Annotated in this window: 16 protein-coding genes and 3 pseudogenes; 11 read left to right on the top strand and 8 right to left on the bottom strand. The window is 52.3% G+C overall.

Annotated features, from left to right (window positions below; all coding sequences use genetic code 11):
• Nucleotides 1–13: 13 nt before the first annotated feature.
• The 6 genes from GNG27_RS01630 to GNG27_RS01655 form a co-directional block, all read right to left on the bottom strand.
• Complete coding sequence (locus tag GNG27_RS01630; RefSeq protein ID WP_023336629.1) at nt 14–484, bottom strand: hypothetical protein; 471 nt, start codon at nt 482–484, stop codon at nt 14–16.
• A 46-nt stretch (nt 485–530) separates the two neighbouring features.
• A complete protein-coding gene (locus tag GNG27_RS01635; RefSeq protein ID WP_023336630.1) occupies nt 531–842 on the bottom strand; it encodes a hypothetical protein in 312 nt (103 codons plus the stop codon).
• 12 nt (nt 843–854) lie between these two features.
• Nucleotides 855–1,121, bottom strand: coding sequence for a hypothetical protein (locus GNG27_RS01640; RefSeq protein WP_023336631.1), 267 nt, complete (start codon nt 1,119–1,121; stop codon nt 855–857).
• Complete coding sequence (locus GNG27_RS01645; protein WP_023336632.1) at nt 1,118–1,846, bottom strand: YafY family protein; 729 nt, start codon at nt 1,844–1,846, stop codon at nt 1,118–1,120. The genes GNG27_RS01640 and GNG27_RS01645 overlap by 4 nt, the downstream gene beginning before the upstream one ends.
• Nucleotides 1,847–2,097: 251 nt before the next feature.
• Nucleotides 2,098–2,604: a glycine zipper family protein gene (locus tag GNG27_RS23585; protein WP_023336633.1), complete on the bottom strand. Its 507-nt coding sequence runs from the start codon at nt 2,602–2,604 to the stop codon at nt 2,098–2,100.
• 142 nt (nt 2,605–2,746) lie between these two features.
• On the bottom strand, nt 2,747–3,715 hold the full coding sequence (locus GNG27_RS01655) for a hypothetical protein (protein WP_023336634.1): 969 nt from the start codon (nt 3,713–3,715) through the stop codon (nt 2,747–2,749).
• A gap of 1,511 nt (nt 3,716–5,226) precedes the next feature.
• Between GNG27_RS01655 and GNG27_RS01660 the strand changes: the two genes are divergently transcribed.
• On the top strand, nt 5,227–5,625 hold the full coding sequence (locus tag GNG27_RS01660; protein ID WP_023336635.1) for a VOC family protein: 399 nt from the start codon (nt 5,227–5,229) through the stop codon (nt 5,623–5,625).
• 162 nt (nt 5,626–5,787) lie between these two features.
• Here the strand turns inward: GNG27_RS01660 and GNG27_RS01665 are convergent, their stop codons facing one another.
• Entirely contained in the window at nt 5,788–7,818 is a 2,031-nt protein-coding gene (locus tag GNG27_RS01665; protein ID WP_227626800.1) for an ATP-binding protein, read from the bottom strand.
• A 41-nt stretch (nt 7,819–7,859) separates the two neighbouring features.
• Here GNG27_RS01665 and GNG27_RS01670 point away from each other — a divergent pair, with 41 nt between their 5' ends.
• The 7 genes and pseudogenes from GNG27_RS01670 to tssB all read left to right on the top strand — a co-directional run.
• Nucleotides 7,860–8,429 carry an inovirus Gp2 family protein gene (locus tag GNG27_RS01670; RefSeq protein ID WP_023336637.1) on the top strand — a complete coding sequence of 190 codons (570 nt, stop codon included), beginning with the start codon at nt 7,860–7,862 and terminating at the stop codon, nt 8,427–8,429.
• 152 nt (nt 8,430–8,581) lie between these two features.
• A complete protein-coding gene (locus GNG27_RS01675) occupies nt 8,582–8,821 on the top strand; it encodes an AlpA family transcriptional regulator (RefSeq protein WP_009652493.1) in 240 nt (79 codons plus the stop codon).
• A gap of 289 nt (nt 8,822–9,110) precedes the next feature.
• Complete coding sequence (locus GNG27_RS01680; protein WP_016154451.1) at nt 9,111–9,530, top strand: putative zinc ribbon protein; 420 nt, start codon at nt 9,111–9,113, stop codon at nt 9,528–9,530.
• Entirely contained in the window at nt 9,518–9,934 is a 417-nt protein-coding gene (locus GNG27_RS01685) for a putative zinc ribbon protein (protein WP_009652429.1), read from the top strand. The genes GNG27_RS01680 and GNG27_RS01685 overlap by 13 nt, the downstream gene beginning before the upstream one ends.
• Before the next feature lie 75 nt (nt 9,935–10,009).
• On the top strand, nt 10,010–10,576 hold the full coding sequence (locus GNG27_RS01690; protein ID WP_009652434.1) for an inovirus-type Gp2 protein: 567 nt from the start codon (nt 10,010–10,012) through the stop codon (nt 10,574–10,576).
• 76 nt (nt 10,577–10,652) lie between these two features.
• Complete coding sequence (locus tag GNG27_RS01695) at nt 10,653–11,258, top strand: DUF2913 family protein (protein WP_023336638.1); 606 nt, start codon at nt 10,653–10,655, stop codon at nt 11,256–11,258.
• 734 nt (nt 11,259–11,992) lie between these two features.
• Nucleotides 11,993–12,297, top strand: a pseudogene (gene tssB, locus GNG27_RS01700) (type VI secretion system contractile sheath small subunit); the annotation flags it as partial.
• Here the strand turns inward: tssB and GNG27_RS01705 are convergent.
• Nucleotides 12,295–12,681 (bottom strand): annotated as a pseudogene (locus GNG27_RS01705) (transposase); the annotation flags it as partial. The pseudogenes tssB and GNG27_RS01705 overlap by 3 nt on opposite strands.
• Before the next feature lie 272 nt (nt 12,682–12,953).
• On the opposite strand from GNG27_RS01705, the pseudogene GNG27_RS23435 reads away from it, so the two are divergent.
• The 3 genes and pseudogenes from GNG27_RS23435 to GNG27_RS01720 form a co-directional block, all read left to right on the top strand.
• Nucleotides 12,954–13,079 (top strand): annotated as a pseudogene (locus GNG27_RS23435) (hypothetical protein); the annotation flags it as partial.
• A gap of 546 nt (nt 13,080–13,625) precedes the next feature.
• Nucleotides 13,626–14,840, top strand: coding sequence for an efflux RND transporter periplasmic adaptor subunit (locus GNG27_RS01715; protein ID WP_023336640.1), 1,215 nt, complete (start codon nt 13,626–13,628; stop codon nt 14,838–14,840).
• Entirely contained in the window at nt 14,840–18,013 is a 3,174-nt protein-coding gene (locus tag GNG27_RS01720) for an efflux RND transporter permease subunit (RefSeq protein WP_023336641.1), read from the top strand. Before GNG27_RS01715 ends, GNG27_RS01720 begins: the two co-directional genes overlap by 1 nt.

The raw sequence follows: 18,013 nt of genomic DNA on the forward strand, positions 1-18,013 counted from the left end.
GGGATGCGCCGGGTTACCCGGCGGTCAGTGTCGTGCATTCGGGCATATCAGCCAGAACCTTGTGGACGTTTCCGGCCGAAGGGGTAAAGTGCCCCACCTGTTTGTCGTTGACGTAAACGTCAAATGACGTTGCCTTTCTGATGGCATCAATGAACGACAGCCAGGCATTGTCGCCGTTACGCCAGCCGAGGGATGACGGCAACGGGAACGTCTGGTCGTCCGTCACCATGGTGATGGTGGTTTTCTCATCCTGTGAATCGGCACCGCTGCCGTCAGGCAGGGTGAGCATGACGTGATGTTGCAGGATATTCTGGTCGTCAGGGTTGCCGGTGCAGTTCAGATTCAGCATCACCTTTTCGGGGCTGGTGATGATGTACTCGGTGACGCCCATACCGAAGCCACTGCTCCACATATTGGGGACCGCCTGTGCCGTGATGGCAAAGGTCAGTAATCCTGCTGACAGGATGGCGTGCATGAATCGCATGGTGTTTTTCCTTCTGAGTCAAAAATGTTGTTGAGGGGCAGCCGTGTTACATGAGTTGTTTACCCACGACGATAAGTCCGGCCAGCCAGCCGATACACTGTGGGCCCACAAGCCAGAACAGACGGGCCTTGAGTAATCCGGTCATTCCTTCGCGGGTGTATACCGCATCCGGCATCAGCCATTGTCGAAGAGCAGCACCGACCGTCATACCGGCTCCGGGCCCAAGCGTCATCCAGAACAGATATCCCATTCCCTGACCAAAACTGCGTATCTCGCCGGTACTCCCGAACACGTTAAACAGCACGACCACAAGCGCGATGGCGAAGGCAATCGCGAAATATTTAATGACAAGCGCCATGTTCAGATTTCCTTATTTTCTGCACTGCTGAGCAGCGCTCAGCATGTTGTCCATGAAGCGCGGGGGGACATAACCGTATTGCTGGTTCATTTTCTCCAGCTCCCCGTGCGTATATTTCGTTTTGAGGTCATCCCAGATACATCCGCAGACGGCGGTAGTACCGCCGCCTGATTTGCATCCCTGGATAAACTCGCGTTCATTTTTGTCGCCACAGCCGCTCAGGGTTACGGCAGACAACAGCAGGGTGAAGAGCAGCAGAGGGCCTGCGACAGGTTTCACGATTTGACTCCTTTGGGTCTGGATGGATGTTCAGGGTGTTGTTCCCTGAAGGTGTGAATGACATCACTGATAAAGCGAAAGTGGGGCAGTGCGCTGATAAATCCCTCTTCAGTAATGAGCGAACTGATTTCGCTCCGGCGACGGAAGGTTTGCTCTGAGAGTGAGGCCGAGATAATGTCTTCCAGCCGGAACACCCGAAGGCTCCCCCGGCAACAGACGACCAGATACCAGTGCTGATGCCGGTAAATCAGGCGGTAAGGCTCCTGCTCATCGTGACGGACACCGCCGACCAGCAGACTGACCACCCGGTGATGACAAATGGCTTCGGCCAGACGATGAAAACTGTCAGCCTGTGTCCATGCTGACGGTAAGTCGTGCCAGATAAAGCAGGGTGAGGTGCCCGTTTCATTCATCAGCAGGTGCATCAGTTGCCGGTTCTGCGACGGGATAATGCGTGCGATACCGGTACTGCGGGCAAAGGAAACGGCCCCCGGAGAGTGATCACGCGTGGCGCTCTCACTGAGCCGATACGTGCCGTTCTCCCCGATAATGTCGAGGTGGACCAGCCGTTGATGTAAGTCACGACGCAGGGTGCGTATCGATACACCAAACTCACCAGACAGTGTCTGAAGGGTCAGCGTTTCTCCGGCCATTAACCGGCTGATAATGACCGACAATCTGACGGCCAGCCGGTCGTAGCGGGCCTCTTCATCGGGTCGTTGCATGGACGCTCCGTGTGCGATAAATAGGTTGATATTTCATGCGGTTATTATGCGGGAGGGGAGGGACACGTTATGTCCGTCCCCCGTAATGGCGGAAAAGAAAAAGTGAAAATTTACCTTTCAGTAAACAGAAGAATTAACAAAGGGTTAGTGCCAGGTAGCTGAAATGACGACAGCATGCTGACACGCCCTGTCATCAGTCGTGTTCTCGCGAGTACGGTCAGCGGCCCAGGCTTTGTGCAGGATGGGTAACGTTACGGTGCACTGAAGATATGCTCACACTGCGTGCAGCCGTATTCATCAAAGACGGTACCGTCCAGTTGTTCTCCGGCCAGAGAGCCTGCCACCGCACCAGCACAGGCGCCGGACAGAAAACCAATGAGGCCTCCGGCTATCGTACCGACAACCGGAATGACTGAACCTATCAGCGCACCGGTGGAGGCTCCTTCAAGCCCGGCAAGACCTCCGGCTGTTGCGCCAATGACCCCACCAGTCTTTTTACCCACATGGCGCAGTCGTATGTTTTGCGAACCGCAATTCGGACAATGCATTTCTTTTCCCTTGTTACTGGCAATAAAGCCGCCTGAATAAACAGGCGGGCCGTGTATAAAAACGGCCCTGATACCGGAACAGGGAATGTGGCGATGGCAGCGCCGGAACGGGGGAAGCATGCACGCGGGTATTTTGCAGGGCAGTTCACTGGGGAGACGGAACAAGGGGAGCGGCAGGGCATCAGAACCCCGTTTTTTCTTATCAGACACATTAACCTCCATGAGTAAAATAAAAAAACGGCAACATTTCTGCTGCCGTTCTCACATTGGTAATATAGGTCTAAAATTTTTTTGAATGTCCCTTCTGGTCTGTATTGCTGTCTCCATTCACTTTATTTTCAGCGCAGAACCCCTACTCACCACCACAGGTTTTCCGGTAATGGTCATTAATCAGCGTTTCCAGCATATCGCTGATACGAACCCCGCTGCGTTCAGCCATAAAGTCCAGTCGTGTTTTGGTTTCATTCTTCAGATACGTATTGAGTGCTTTTTTATCGGTGCGGGACTGACGCAGTTTCTGCTGATTCCAGGCTTTATTAAGATTCAGCAGGAATAAACGCTTTGTATCTGGTGCATCGTCCCATAAATCGATCGCCGCTCGCAGGGCTAAATTGCGCTCAGAATGACTCAGTGGCGTGAGCCAGGTCGTTAATCCGGGCGTGGATAGACTCATATAGAGTCCGCCGAGATTACCGGCTTTCTCCTGCTGAACTTTTTGCAGGTTGTTCCAGGCCCATAATACTGCGTCTTCTTCATCTGGCAGCCATTTTAACGGTAGCGGTTTACTGTATATGATTTTCCACCGGTCTTTGAGTTTTTCCATCACCTGTTTCTTAAGGTGATTCACTGGGGGTGTGGAAATGTATATGTTGTCAAAGAAGGCGATGAGAATATGCATTCTCTCCTGATGACTTGCCGGGGATAAACTCAGGTTTATTCGCTGATACCAGTTTTTCCCGAATTCAGCATTTGCTGGCGGGCCAATGCCAAACTCATAATCCCCGGCCTTACAGAGATACGCCCATAGCCAGAACGTGGCCCGCTCATTCTGACGAAGCCAGTCAAAACAATCCAGTGGAAGCACATTTTCATCACGGGCTATTTCCATTTCAGACAGCAGTCCTGCCTGCTGGTTTTTATCCGGGATGGCCTGATTAATTAGCTGGTTTAACGCCTGTCGGCAGCTTTCTGCATCCTGCCTGGGAACATTGTTGGTGTTAATTTTGTTGCTGGCATTCAACCATCCGGCATAAAACGCGCAAACTCTCAGGTCCCGACTCGTTATGAGTCCTCGCCTGCCATCATCATAATTTACAGCCATTATCCAATACCTCATAAACTAAACTACACAGTAGTAGTTGTTGTAGTGATTATCGTGGTTACACAGTAGCATGATGATGGTTTTATCGTCACTGAAAAATACATCTGGTAGTCATCGTGAAGTGATATGCTGGTTTGATGCGGGTTGGTTAATGGTTTTACTACGTTGCTATCGTCGTTGTTTTTAATGTTTTATCTCTTTTCTGTCTCTGTTTTTCTGTCTTTTTCATGCTTACATAGCTATCTGCAGGTTTATCTATTCTCCTGTTCATCTTCCTGCACGCTATCGTTTTCACCTCCATCAGTGATGTCTGTTTTAACTCAGGACGTATTGACGGCATCACACAGGATTCACCCTTCGTATTTATAATTTGTGGCTCAGTAGCAGGAGTGAGGGCTTCTTTGGAGCAGGGTATTAACAGGTTGAGGTCATGTGATGTCTCGGTTTTTTTTATTCTTCTTGTTGAAGAGATAATTCCAGAGTGAATGTAACATCGCTTTTATCTCGTGTGGCCACCGCCTGGTGCCGCTGGCTCTGGTATTACTGTCAGGTGTAGTGTGTTGGATTGGTATTAATATATTAAAGAAGAGATTATTATCTTAAGGATTAACTTCAAAGGTTACTTAAGGGTAAGAGGTAAGTAATGCTGTTTAGTCGATATACTGTCTGAGAGAAGATGGTAACGATTACCGATGTTGAAAGGTACTGAATCAGTGAACAGTCTTAATCGTGGGAGCACTTATGATGACTGTAACTGAGTCGGGAAGCGTTAAAGGTGTAAGGATTATAAAGTGAGAATAACGACGTGATAACAGCATTGTCGTTTATTCGATGTCTGTGGTAGCGGGGTATTCCAATACGTTAGCAGGCAATCATCAGACCGGGAGATATTGTCACTGGTGCGTAAACCTTCATTAAGCAGGATATGGCGGTTATCAGATGAGTCCGTGTATGTGCTGGCAGTTAACCCGCACTCAGTATCTGGTGAGCGTTATTAACGTTATTAGCGCTATCCGGCAGGCATAACGTTCTTCTACCCTGGCTGACTATGGCCGGTAATACGTTCATCAGTAATCACTGAGTGGACTGTGCTAATCATTGTGGTGCGTATCCGGATATTGTTTACGTCAGTTAACTATACAGTAGAGGCTGTAGCCTGTAACGGGAGTAATAGCCCGGGCTGGTACTCCTGACTTAATTAATTCGCCAAAGGGAATGCCTGCAGTGAATTATTAAAAATGGCTGACGGGTATCTTTACGAAGAATAACTAACGCACTGATTTTGCGTTATTGGCTAAAACGACGGAGTCTTATGATTATGTATGTCTTTGAGGCTTTCTGTAAGGCTATATAACCGTATTGAATAACACGGTAGTGGAAATCTGTAGATAGAATGAATACGTCGCTCCTGATGCGTTACAGCGCGTTTAAACTGATGCTGGTTGCTACTGCGTTTCGTATTGTTCGGGTAATTTACCTGGTACTGAATCAGCTAAGGACAAAACCATTTCATGAAAGCAAATGTAGAGTATGAATTTCATCATTTCGGTATACCGGTTCAGGACGGTGACACCGCAGGCAAGTTCAGTGCGAAAGCCGGGATGTATACCACCGATAATCCAGGTAAGTTTCGGGTGCAGTGGCATCGCTTTACCGATGACTCACCCCTGCATCCGTTACTGAAAACGGTTCCGCATGTGGCGTTTAAGGTCAACAGTCTGGCTGAGGCGATTGCGGGTGAAACAGTTATTCTGGGGCCTTATGAACCTATCGACGATTATCAGGTGGCGGTCATCGATGATTGCGGTGTGCCCATTGAGCTGATTGAAACCTCGCTCAGCGATGAGGAACTGTGGGCGCGGGCAGCCTCCGGTCAGGGGAGTCTGTACCGAAAGCCAGAAATGCAATAGGGTGAAAATAACGATGGATGAACAGTGGCCAGGTAATCATCCATCGTTTCTGGAGGCGCACCGTTTGTCCTGGGGATCAGGATTATGCAGTGTGCCTCTCCAGGTTATCGTTGCCTGCTAACCTTCAGACCGGCGTTTTGGTATGAGCCGGGCTGGCCTTTGTCACTGGATCATGTCACGTATCCTGCGCATCCAGCCGATCACTTCACCTTCCGGATCGCGTTCATGGATACGTGCTGCTGTCATTAAGGGAAATGCCCGCTCTGCGAGACGGGCTTTGGCGGCGTTATCTTTCATCACGCCATCAAATCGCTGAGCCAGTGAATACGCTTCCGCAAACACTTTAGGGGTAGCCTTACCGCCGACAGGATGGTCGGTGACGTCGATCATCACACCAAAGGCTTCGTGAATGGCATCGGGATGAAGATAGCTTTCGACCTCGTGTTTTAGCGTCTGAGCCGCCCAGCATCCGTTGGCTCGTGCATTAACGGCATTCACCGCGTCAGCATAAGCAGGCACATCACGGTCGTAGATATGAATCTCCCTGCGGTTAAGGGCACGAAGATAATTTTCATTGACCCAGTGCTTGAGCGTTCCGCCACCCAGTACGATAAACGCCACACGTTCGTCATTCTCCAGGTCAGGAAGGGTGTTGTCTTCTGCATGCAGCGCTTTACTGAGAGCCTTAAAGGCAGCGACATCGGTCGGCCCTTCCACGCAGAACAGCAGTCTGACCCGGTTGTCTGGTGTGACGCCCAGCGTATCCGTGACGATGCCGAAAACATCAGCGCCAGCCTGAATGGTTGGTTGACCCGTTTCAGCATTACGGGAAACAAAGCGAATACTGTCACCCGGTAGCTCTGCAGCAAAGCCCGGACTGTGCGTGGTAAGGATAACCTGGCAGCCGGTTTCGAGAGACAGGGATTTAAATGACTCAATCAGGATCCGCTGGTAATTAGGGTGCTGTGAAGTTTCGGGCTCTTCAATGGCGTAGATGATACTGCGGCGATTGCTGGACTTAAGTCGTCGTTCTGCTTCGGCCTTAAAAAAGCTCACCAGCACCAGACGACGGACGCCGCTGCCACGTTTATTCAGCGGGATCCCTCCGTCAGTGTTGAGACCAACGGAGAACAGCCCCTGCCATTTTGCCGGAGTGGGAGGTGTAAACTCGGGAGTAAGTTCTCTCGCCAGGCCGGGTTCAATGGTTTTCAGCGCCTCATGTGTGTTTCGGGCAATCTCTTCAGCCTTTTGCTGGACACGCAACTGGATCCTGGCAATGTCGTCCTGGACTTCGGCCAGTGCAGCCGTAATGGCGGCTTTCATCGGGCTTTGTACTTCATCGTCGGAATCCCTGCTGCTTCTGTCGCTCTGGAAAAGAGCAAACATGGGCAACCAGCTCTCGATTTGGTCCCAGATGCGTTTTGTGTCTTCTTTGGCTTTGCTTATGAGGAGTCCTGTTTCTGTCAGTTGCAGATCTGATGATGCCGCCCATATGGCTTTTCGCATCCCGGGATTCCCCTTAAGCGAAACATCGAGTCCCAGTTCTTTCACCCTGGCCTGAAGCTCTTTTTCCTTCAGTTCCAGGAGATTCTGAAAACCGGCAGCAGCAGGGTGGTTTGCAATGACAAAAATCTCTGCGGTCGGTTTTTTGTTACTGCAGTTAAAGATCTTGCGGATTTTCAGTGAGCCGGTCCCCGTCAGCAGAAACTCTTCCTGGAGCGTGGTTTCCGCGCCGGAATCCAGCGTGAGGGAAGGGGGAAGATCGATAAACTCGCAGGTGATCTCCACATTGTCCTGTCCGCTGTGAATACAGGCATCGCCTTTTTCGATTGATACCACGCTGTTGTTGAAGAAGATCTCCAGCGCTTCAAGGATCGTCGATTTGCCAATGTCGTTGCGTCCGACAAAGGTTGTCAGGTCATCAAACTCCACACTTACTTCCTGTGCATAACAGCGAAAATTTTTAACTGCCACACTTTTCAGTCGCATGTCTTTTCCCTTTTGCTGAAACAGCTCAGTTGAACTGCCCGTTATTTTACCGGGCAGATGAACATTTTTATTGACGGCTGTTTGATTTATCTCCGGATTTAAGCGAACAGTACCGTGAAGGGTGACGATATTTTCATGTGGTACACGGCAATCTGGTCCGGTACTACGATGGCAGGCTTCCCGAAAAGTATTTTTTAACGGCACCGGTAATGGTTATGAACGATAACCCACCGGAGTCCATTTTAATGAGTTACACATACGACCCTTTCTGGCAGCAACGCATCGCCGATACCTTCAGTTGTGCACTTAACGCTTACACCCGATTACTGGCCCTGCGTGTTGACCTCCGTCTGCCGGATACGCCAGCGGCCACCGATGCGGCCGTTATCTCCCGTTTCACCGATTCCCTGAAAGCCCGGATTGATGCCCTTCAGGCGCGGCAACGTCGCGAGGGCAAACGCGTCTGGCCGACCACGCTACGTTTTGTCTGGGCGCGGGAGTTTGGTGAAATCAAAGGGAAGAAGCATTACCACGCGGTGCTGTTGCTGAACCGCGATACGTGGTGCGGACCGGGAGATTACAAAGACCCGGATTCGCTTGCAGGTATGATTAAACAGGCGTGGTGCAGTGCCCTGAAGGTGGATGCACAGGCGCATGCCGTTCTGGCCCGCTTCCCTAAGAGCCCGGTGTCCTGGCTGACGCGTGGTAATACCACAGAGCTTCAACAGGCGCTGGCGCAGGCCGCTTATCTTGCCAAACGCGAAACCAAAGTCACCGGTGATGGTGAACGTAATTTCGGTTGCAGCCGCGGCTGAGCCAGGCATACATCGATTCACCAGGCCTGACCGTACGGGCCGGGTAATTTTTTACAACGTTCCCCTATCCTCTGAGGCGAACCGGTAACCCCATGATTCAACCTCCACCGGACGTCTCCCGATAGCCATATCCTCAGAGGGAGAAAAATACCATGACCACGTTGAATACGAATATTAATGCCAGCCCTGACACACTGCTTTCAGCTCAGGACCCGCTTATCGACATGACCTTTATCACCACGTTTACCGGGATGACCGACAAATGGTTTTACAAACTGATTGGCGACGGGTTGTTTCCGAAACCCATCAAGCTGGGGCGCAGCTCCCGCTGGCGCAGAAGCGAGGTGGAAGCCTGGATGCAGCAGCGTATTGCTGATTCCCGTGGCGTCTGAGCAGGGAGGATATCTGAATGGAAAAACGACGCCGCACTCAGCCACAGGCCATCCCGGTTCGCTGGACGTGTCCCCGTTGCCGGCGACAGTACTGTGGCGCCAGACCCTGTCCCGTTTGTTTCAGACCCACCGACGCACCTGCGCAACCGTAACCTTTCTGTATTCCGGTGCCGACCACCAACCGTACCGACCCGCTAACGCATAACTGAACCGCCATTCACCCTGCCACGCTGCCCGTACCGGGACGGCTGACGCCTGCGTGTCGTCTGGCGGTAAGGAGAGTACCACTATGTATGCAAAATCGTTTATGGCTCTGGACGGCAACGGCCGTCTCACGGGAGCCATAACCGCGCAGACCGCGCCGTATGACCGCTACAGCTGCCATCTGTGTGCCAGTGCCCTGCAGTACCATCCTGAATACGACACCGAACGTCCGTGGTTTGAACATCATGCAGCAAAGCTTTCGGAGAACGGTCGACAGCACTGCCCGTATGTAAAGCCCGGGGTGAGGGAGACCCGCCATATCCGGCAACTGCAGTCTTATGTACCGGAAGCCCGTCCCCTGGTTTTCTACGCAGACTGGCACTGTCACGGCTGCGGCAGTGATTACCACGGTGAGCGCTACTGCCTCACCTGCCGGACGGGCGAGCACAGTGATGTGCGTGCTGATACCAACCGGATAGAGGAAGTGACGGCATGCGCATGCTGAAATGTTATCTGGCCAATGACCGCGAAGGCCACTTCGCGACAGCCGGGGAGGCCGTGAGTGCGCCGGGGCAGATATGGAGCTGCGCGTCCTGCGGCTGTCGACTGGTGCTCCATGCGGGGACATACGGGGAGCCGCCGTGGTTTGAACATGACCAGCAGAGCGTGGCCCGGCATGTGCTGATGGCCTGCGCCCACCTTGACCCGGAAGTGAAAACCGAAGCCCGGCACCGAAAGCTGCGCAGTCTCATCAACGGGCTGGAAGCGACGGTAATGGTGCTCTCCTGGTACTGCGTGTGGTGCGGCGACCATTACCAGGGCGTGAAGCACTGTCCCCGGTGTCTGACTGGTATCTACAGCATCGAAGAAGCGCACTGGCAGAGAAACTACTGCTGCAGTACCAGATAGTTCCCCGTCTTTATGAACCAGATACCGCCGTAGAGGCGGTGTCCTCCCTGATTTAACCTAAAGAGAGTCTGCATTATGAATCATTCTTACATACGGGCGTCTGATGCTGTCAGCGCGGATGCCGTCAGCACGCGTGCATTTCTGCAACAGGCCGTTGACCATTACCCGCGACTGGCGGCATTCAGCTTTACGCTGGCGCTACCGTATCGTGAAGCCATGAGCGAATACCGGTCATTGATTCTGCGTTTTCACTCTGAAGTCTGGCAGCGCACCGGCGAATATTCGCGCCAGCGTCAGCAGGCACGACATCGTTCACTCCCGACGCTGTTACGCTGGATATGGGAGACGGCCAGCGCACCGGAGTGCAAAATGGTGCTGCTGCTCAATCTCGATACGCTGGGTACAGGGCGAAACCTGCAACTGACCGACAGTGCGCCTCCGGGGCTTAACGCCATCATCGCCGACGCATGGCAAAAGGTGACCGGTACCGCCTGCACTGACGGCGTAACGAGTATGACGCAGATCATTATTAACCGCGTCGCTCAGGGAGTCTTCGCAACACCCTTTAACCAGCTTACCGTGCATGTTAAGGCCATGTCAGAGCCAATAGCAACGGCCAGAACGGGGATGATTTGTCCGTGAAAGTAATAGCTTCTCTAATTAATGGGGGAGTTATCCAGGTCTTCCCCGGTGTCTGCAGCGCCGATATAATCCCTGAATGAAAAAAGCTCACGATACCTTACCCCCGGAACAAACCGTCACAGCACTTGCGCATTTCGCCTGGTGCGCCCTTGTCGCCTTACGTACCGCTCAGCAGGATGGTCAGGCATTGTCGCCACTCAGCACGCATGCATTTATACTGCGCTGGTTAACGGTGGCGTATAAGCAAAAACGGTTTCCACGTGCAATCGCATCTGATATTGAGGGATTGCTGACGCTGGGGCGTAACAAAGGCCTTGCCGCCAGCTTATTCAGTCGTCTGGAATATCTGTGGTCTTCGTGCACCGGACCGGTGTCAGCGCAGTCGGATTTGTATCGGCTGACGTACGCAATTGAACAGCTTAAATCGCGGGGCTGGGTCAATGCAGCGGTGAGTGACAGGGACTGGGACAATGAAACGCTTCTGGTCCTGGAATACAGCGATGCGAATGCACTGCTGGTAAGGAAGTCGGCACTGACCTGCGGATTTTCGGATGGAGGGAAACTCGTTGCGCCGGTTGAGTTTCTTGTGAATGGCGACTTGTCAGCCTGTATGGCTGTTTTTGCGGCTCATACACTGTCGGCTGTCATGCTGGAGTCGAATCGGATCGTGTTACAACCTTGAGCAGTAAAACAACCGTTCTCAACCCGCAGCAAAGCTCATCACTGTCCACGTCTGTCTTTCTGTAAACCGAACGGGTGTTGTTCCTGGTCGCGCTAATGCACCGGCGGCTGAGATATTCATATCGCTGGTACAGGTATGAGATATGCGTAAAGTCCGGGCGTTGCAATTCCTTTAATCTGAAAAAAATAAATAAGCCCGGTTTACGTGAATAATAAGAAATGATGGAAACCTGAAACTGTCGCCAGTTTTTCACATGCTCAGTCACGTCCAGCTTCTCAATTTCTGATAAAAGTACAAAATCAGATATTTCACGTGACTGGTGATATTTTGTACAAATATACACCCTAAGCCAAATTGATCATTTTCTGTACATCCTTATCCCGCGGGGCCTGAAGGGTTATGGTGGAAAATTCTTATAAATCAGAAAGATGATATTTTTTTGTTAAAAGCCAGGAGTGTAAATCTTTGTTACATTTTTTCATTTTCGATCTGGCAGGGAACGTTCCCAAACTCCAGCCATTGGGCCTTATCCGAAATTTTTCATTTCAGACAAATACCCAGAAAATACAGTGTCGACATGCTGGTGGATGGAATGCGCCCGCTTTTTTTGGTTCCGGGATTTTTATTTACGTCGGATGACGCGAACCGGAAAGTTGTTCTGGCTGGGTAATTTTTTCTTATTTATTTTTCACTGGCATTGACCGTTTCTATCACTCCATAGAACAGGGACAGCCATGTCTAATTCTTCCTTTCAGTCCGAAATCCCTAAAGCGCGTATTAATTTAAAACTTGATTTGCATACCGGTGGTGCGAGCAAGAAAACGGAGCTCCCCCTGAAATTGCTCGTGGCGGGCGACTTCAGTAATGGTCAGGAGTCTGCCCCTTGTCTGAGCGCAAAAAAGTTGATTTGAATAAAAATAATTGTGATTCTGTCATTTCTGAATATTCCCCAAAAGTCAATCTTACCGTTAAAAACACGCTTGCTGATGATGGCAGTGAAGACAACATCAGTCTGACCTTCCGGAGCATGAAGGACTACCAGCGTCGGTGAGACATCCGCGTCATACAACTCTTTGAACGCAGCCACTATCTCACGGGTGGTCATCCCTTTGGCGTACAGTGACAGGATTTGGTTATCCATCCCGGTGATCCGGGTCTGGTTTTTCTTCACCAGTTGGGGCTCGAAGGAGCCGTCACGATCGCACGGCGTACGCAGTTCCAGCGGGCCATCGCCGGTGGTAACGGTTTTTGTGAAATAGCCGTTGCGGGAGTTGGCACCCGGTTTAGACTGATGTTTACCGTAGCCGAGGTGATGGAGCATTTCGGCGTTGAGGCGGCGCTCAACGCTGATTTTTTTCAGCAGGCGATCGAACTGGGTGAGATCGTCAGGGGTTTTGAGATTTTTGGTCAGTTCGTTAGCCAGAGCCTACAACTGTTTTTCGTCCATAAAGTAACCTGCTTTTGATGTTGAATTGAACATATCAAAATCAGGCAATTACACAAACTTGTGTACAGGCTCCATACAGCTAACCCGGCCCGTCACATCGTAATGTCAACCCGTAATGCATAACATCATGCAGCGTTCCATTAATGAGTCGGGAATCATATTCAACCTTCTTGAATCGCCACGGGTAATCTAGACACTTCCGAGCCGTTGATGGACTGACCCCACCCCGGTAGACGATCCTGCCCTATAGTAACGAGCGCATGGCAGACATGTCCCCGTTCTGGATGCTAAATGTTCTGAACAGCGCCGAACTGGTACTGGGGCAGTATCAGCGCCTGCAGCACAGCCCGCCAAGTACTGTGGTTCCGACCTTAATGGGGGCCGCCAGCTGTCAGTAAAGGTCAGTGTCTGACCCCGGAGACACGCGGACAGCCAAGCACCTACCAATCATCTGCTGGTCCCCCGCTATCAAATCAGCCAGTTGCGTAAAGAAATGCGGCATGTTGTGCCGCTGGTTCTGAATGGTCAGGTTGGCAGCGCGATGACGAATGACATGCTGCCGCAGGCGGCTATCCCGGGAGAAGGGGGAAGGTCTGGCGTGAGTCTTCAGCGGTGAGCTCAATTGCTGCATGGGTCACTACCTTCGCCATATCTTGAGCATACTACCGGAGTAGTCCAGCAACAAAGTGGCCGAACTACTTCCATGGAACGTGGTTCTTCCCGATAAATAATCGTCAATACGGCGCTCGTTTAACGCTTACACATTAAATATTAATTAAGCCTGATTGGATGTTTTTCATTTTTTTTAATTGGTGTGCTTGACCTTCCAGTAACATCAACCTTTAGCCTTGTAAGAAATTGCTACAGCGCCGTTTTCGGATGGGCCGGGGCTGCCTGTGGCATATGAAAGGATCACTGTTATGAAAATGAAAATTGGGGTTCTGATTGTGTCGGCCGCAATCATCGCCACTGCCGGGATTGCGTTTGCCCGGGATAGTGGCGGCAACGATGAGCCGGCCGCAGCGGCCGCACCTATGGCTCCCCAGGTTCCCGTAGCCGAAGTGCTCTCGCGTCAGATAGTCCCTTCGGCAGAGTTTACCGGTTCATTGGCGGCCCCAAAAACCGTAGAGCTACGCCCACGCGTTGGCGGTGCTATCGACGCTGTCAGCGTACCTGAAGGCAGCATAGTACGTCAGGGGCAGTTGCTGTTCCAAATTGATCCTCGTCCATTCCAGGTGGCTCTTAACAGCGCGCAAGCACGACTCAAGCAGGCAGAAGCGCTGGCTATCCAGGCCAATCGCGATTTTGAGCGAGTTGGCCGGCTGGTGAACAATGGCGCGGTATCCCGGAAAGATTACGATGACGCAACTTCTACACGTCATGCTCGTCAGGCTGAGGTGCAAGCTGCAAAGGCCGCGGTTGCGGCGGCGACACTGGACTTGTCTTATTCGCGCGTGGCGGCACCGATTACCGGCCGTGTGGATCGCATGCTGGTGACCGAGGGAAATCTGGTCAGCGGCGGTGGTACGGGATCTGCGACGCTATTGACAACGATTGTTTCCGTCAATCCGCTATACGCTTACTTTGATATTGACGAGGCGACGTTCCTTAATTCGGTCAGCAAGGCACGTCCTGACGCCGCAAATAAGGTTGAAGAGCGTTTACCTGTACATGTTGGGCTGGCGACAGAAAAAGGTTTCCCGCATCAGGGAACGCTCGATTTTGTCGGGAATCAGATCGACCGTAGTACCGGTACTGTCAGGGTACGTGCCGTAATCCCTAACGAAGATGGGAAACTGACGCCAGGCGCCTTTGCCCGCGTGCAGCTGGCCACCGGTGCAGCACATCAGGCGATTCTGATTGACGATCAGGCGATAGGGAGCGATCAGGGACGCAACTATGTCCTGGTGGTGGGTGCGGATAATAAGGCGCAGTATCGCCCGATTGAGCTGGGCGCGGTGGTTGATGGTTTGCGCGTGGTCAAGAGTGGCCTGAAAGCCGGTGAGAACATTATTATCAAGGGGCTGGTGCGTCCCGGTATGGCGGTGACGCCGCGTTTGACCCCGATGCAGGCTTCTGGCGCGTCGGTTAGCGAGGGGGAAAAAGCCGGCTCCGTTGAAGGGGGAGGCCAATAATGAAATTCCCACACTTCTTCATCCAGCGGCCTATTTTCGCGATTGTGTTATCGGTGTTTATGCTGATAGCTGGCGCTCTGGCTTTCTTTCAGCTTCCGCTGAGTGAATACCCATCGGTAACACCGCCTACCGTGCAGGTTTCGGCAAGCTACCCTGGTGCTAACCCTAAAGTGATTGCTGACACCGTTGCTGCTCCACTGGAACAGGCAATCAACGGGGTGGAAGGCATGTTGTACATGAGTTCCCAGATGTCTGCCGACGGTCGAATGGTATTGACGATTTCATTCCGGCAGGGAACCGACCCCGATATTGCGCAGATTCAGGTGCAGAACCGGGTTTCTCGGGCCTTGCCGCGCTTGCCGCCTGAGGTGCAGCAGATCGGTGTCGTGACGGAGAAAACGTCACCGGATATCCTCATGGTTGTGCATATATTTGCGCAGGGCGATCGCTACGATCCGCTTTATGTTTCCAACTATGCCATGTTGAACGTGCGTGATGAGCTATCACGCTTGCCAGGTATTGCCAGCGTCACGCTTGGAGGCGAGGGTGAATACGCGATGCGTGTCTGGCTGGATCCGACCAAAGTCGCTTCCCGTGGTTTAACGGCCAGTGATGTGACTGCTGCAATTCGTGAGCAGAATGTCCAGGTCGCGGCCGGTTCTGTCGGTCAACAGCCGAACAGCTCTTCTGCCTTTGAAGTCAGTATCAATGCCCAGGGGCGTCTGACCACCGTTGAGCAGTTTGGCGATATTGTGATCAAAGCTGGCGCTGATGGCCAGGTTACCCGCCTGCGCGATGTTGCGCGTCTGGAGTTGGGATCGGACAACTATTCCCTGCGCAGCCTGCTGGATGATAAAAATGCCGTGGGTATGCACATCGTTATGACGCCTGGCGCCAATGCGCTGGACGTCTCTGCCTCGGTTCGGGCGACGATGGCGAGGTTGCAGGCCAACTTCCCGGAAGGTATCGAATATCGTATCGCTTATGACCCGACAGTGTTTGTCAGCGCCTCGTTGAAATCAGTGGCAATGACGTTGCTGGAGGCAACGGTGTTGGTGGTACTGGTGGTGATGCTGTTCCTGCAAACCTGGCGGGCTTCTATCATCCCTCTGGTCGCGGTACCTATTTCGTTGGTCGGTACTTTCGCCCTCATGTATTTGTTCGGCTTTTCGCTCAACACGCTGTCGTTGTTTGGTCTGGTGTTATCGATAGGTATCGTTGTCGATGATGCCATTGTGGTGGTTGAAAACGTCGAACGACATATTGCGCAGGGCCGTTCTCCGAAAGAAGCGGCAAGAAGGGCCATGGACGAGGTTACCGGCCCTATTTTAGCCATTACTTCCGTTTTGGCAGCTGTGTTTATTCCTTCAGCGTTCCTGTCAGGATTGCAGGGGGAATTCTATCGCCAGTTCGCGCTGACCATCGCCATTTCGACGATCTTATCTGCGATCAACTCGTTGACGTTATCGCCGGCTCTGGCATCAGTGCTGCTTAGACCTCATCAGGATATGGCGCAGGCCGACAGGTTGACGCGCGTCATGGATCGCGTATTCGGTGGTTTCTTCCGTCGCTTTAACGCTTTCTTCGATAGATTGTCGAACAACTACGTTGGTGCAGTCCGCCGGGCCGTACGCGGTAGTATCATCGTGCTGGTGCTGTATGCCGGTTTCCTGGGCCTGACATTGTTGGGGTTCCAGCAGGTTCCTAACGGTTTTGTGCCCGCTCAGGATAAATACTATCTGGTTGGGATTGCTCAATTACCTTCCGGCGCTTCGTTGGATCGCACGGAAGCCGTAGTGAAAGAAATGTCCAGAATTGCGCTGGCAGAACCTGGAGTGGAAAGCGTCGTGGCGTTTCCTGGGTTGTCGGTAAACGGCCCAAACATGCCTAACTCCGCATTGATGTTTACAATGCTGAAGCCCTTCAGTGAACGTAAGGACCCTTCGCTGTCCGCAGCAGCTATTGCCGGTAGTCTGATGGGGAAATTTAGCCAGATACCTGACGGCTTTGTTGGGATCTTCCCCCCACCACCGGTACCGGGGCTGGGCAGTATGGGAGGATTTAAACTCCAGATCGAAGACCGGGCAGGGCTTGGCTTTGAAGAACTGACCCGTGTTCAAGGGATGGTCATGGCTAAGGCCATGCAGGCCCCTGAACTGGCAGGGATGATGGCCAGTTTCCAGACTAACGCACCTCAGTTGCAGGTTGATATCGACCGCGTGAAAGCCAAGTCTCAGGGCGTCGCACTGACCGATATCTTTGATACATTACAGGTGAATCTGGGGTCGCTGTATGTGAATGACTTTAACCGCTTCGGTCGTACGTATCGGGTGATCACTCAGGCAGATGCGCAATTCCGTATGCAGCCTGAAGATATCGGGTTGCTTAAAGTGCGTAATGCCACGGGTGAAATGATCCCACTGGGAACGCTGGTGAACATTACCCGTACCTCTGGACCAGACCGTGTTATGCGTTACAACGGTTATCCGTCGGCAGATATTACGGGTGGCCCAGCTCCAGGCTACTCCTCCGGACAGGCAACGGCAGCTATTGAGAAGATCGTTAGTGAAACGCTGCCTGAGGGGATGACATTCGAATGGACCGATCTGACTTACCAGGAGAAGCAGGCTGGCAACTCGGCGCTGTATATCTTCCCGTTGGCGGTATTCCTGGCGTTCCTGATCCTGGCCGCACAATACAACAGCTGGTCACTGCCGTTTGCGGTGCTATTAATTGCCCCAATGGCATTACTTTCCGCGATCGCCGGGGTTTGGCTATCGAATGGAGATAACAACATCTTCACGCAGATTGGTTTTGTGGTTCTGGTGGGCCTGGCGGCGAAAAACGCAATCCTGATAGTCGAGTTCGCTCGTGCCAGAGAGAGTGAAGGCGTCGATCCTCTGGCTGCCGTCCTGGAGGCCGCTCGCCTGCGTCTGCGCCCGATACTGATGACTTCGTTGGCATTTATTGCGGGGGTTGTGCCTTTGGTGATCGCGAGCGGTGCCGGTGCGGAAATGCGTCATGCCATGGGGATTGCCGTGTTTGCCGGGATGCTGGGGGTGACGCTGTTCGGACTCTTGTTGACGCCAGTGTTCTATGTCGTGGTACGTAAGCTGGTTATTCGCCGGGAAATCAAGCAGGCACAGCGGGCAATCAGTGATTCACGACCATGA

Source organism: Leclercia sp. 119287 (assembly GCF_009734485.1).
GTDB lineage: Bacteria > Pseudomonadota > Gammaproteobacteria > Enterobacterales > Enterobacteriaceae > Enterobacter > Enterobacter adecarboxylatus_C.

What these genes read in the sequence shown, in the direction of transcription:
- GNG27_RS01630 (WP_023336629.1), bottom strand. Translation starts at nt 484, where the DNA reads ATGCGATTCATGCACGCCATCCTGTCAGCAGGATTACTGACCTTTGCC.
- GNG27_RS01635 (WP_023336630.1), bottom strand. Translation starts at nt 842, where the DNA reads ATGGCGCTTGTCATTAAATATTTCGCGATTGCCTTCGCCATCGCGCTT.
- GNG27_RS01645 (WP_023336632.1), bottom strand. Translation starts at nt 1,846, where the DNA reads ATGCAACGACCCGATGAAGAGGCCCGCTACGACCGGCTGGCCGTCAGA.
- GNG27_RS01655 (WP_023336634.1), bottom strand. Translation starts at nt 3,715, where the DNA reads ATGGCTGTAAATTATGATGATGGCAGGCGAGGACTCATAACGAGTCGG.
- GNG27_RS01660 (WP_023336635.1), top strand. Translation starts at nt 5,227, where the DNA reads ATGAAAGCAAATGTAGAGTATGAATTTCATCATTTCGGTATACCGGTT.
- GNG27_RS01670 (WP_023336637.1), top strand. Translation starts at nt 7,860, where the DNA reads ATGAGTTACACATACGACCCTTTCTGGCAGCAACGCATCGCCGATACC.
- GNG27_RS01675 (WP_009652493.1), top strand. Translation starts at nt 8,582, where the DNA reads ATGACCACGTTGAATACGAATATTAATGCCAGCCCTGACACACTGCTT.
- GNG27_RS01680 (WP_016154451.1), top strand. Translation starts at nt 9,111, where the DNA reads ATGTATGCAAAATCGTTTATGGCTCTGGACGGCAACGGCCGTCTCACG.
- GNG27_RS01685 (WP_009652429.1), top strand. Translation starts at nt 9,518, where the DNA reads ATGCGCATGCTGAAATGTTATCTGGCCAATGACCGCGAAGGCCACTTC.
- GNG27_RS01690 (WP_009652434.1), top strand. Translation starts at nt 10,010, where the DNA reads ATGAATCATTCTTACATACGGGCGTCTGATGCTGTCAGCGCGGATGCC.
- GNG27_RS01695 (WP_023336638.1), top strand. Translation starts at nt 10,653, where the DNA reads ATGAAAAAAGCTCACGATACCTTACCCCCGGAACAAACCGTCACAGCA.
- GNG27_RS01715 (WP_023336640.1), top strand. Translation starts at nt 13,626, where the DNA reads ATGAAAATGAAAATTGGGGTTCTGATTGTGTCGGCCGCAATCATCGCC.
- GNG27_RS01720 (WP_023336641.1), top strand. Translation starts at nt 14,840, where the DNA reads ATGAAATTCCCACACTTCTTCATCCAGCGGCCTATTTTCGCGATTGTG.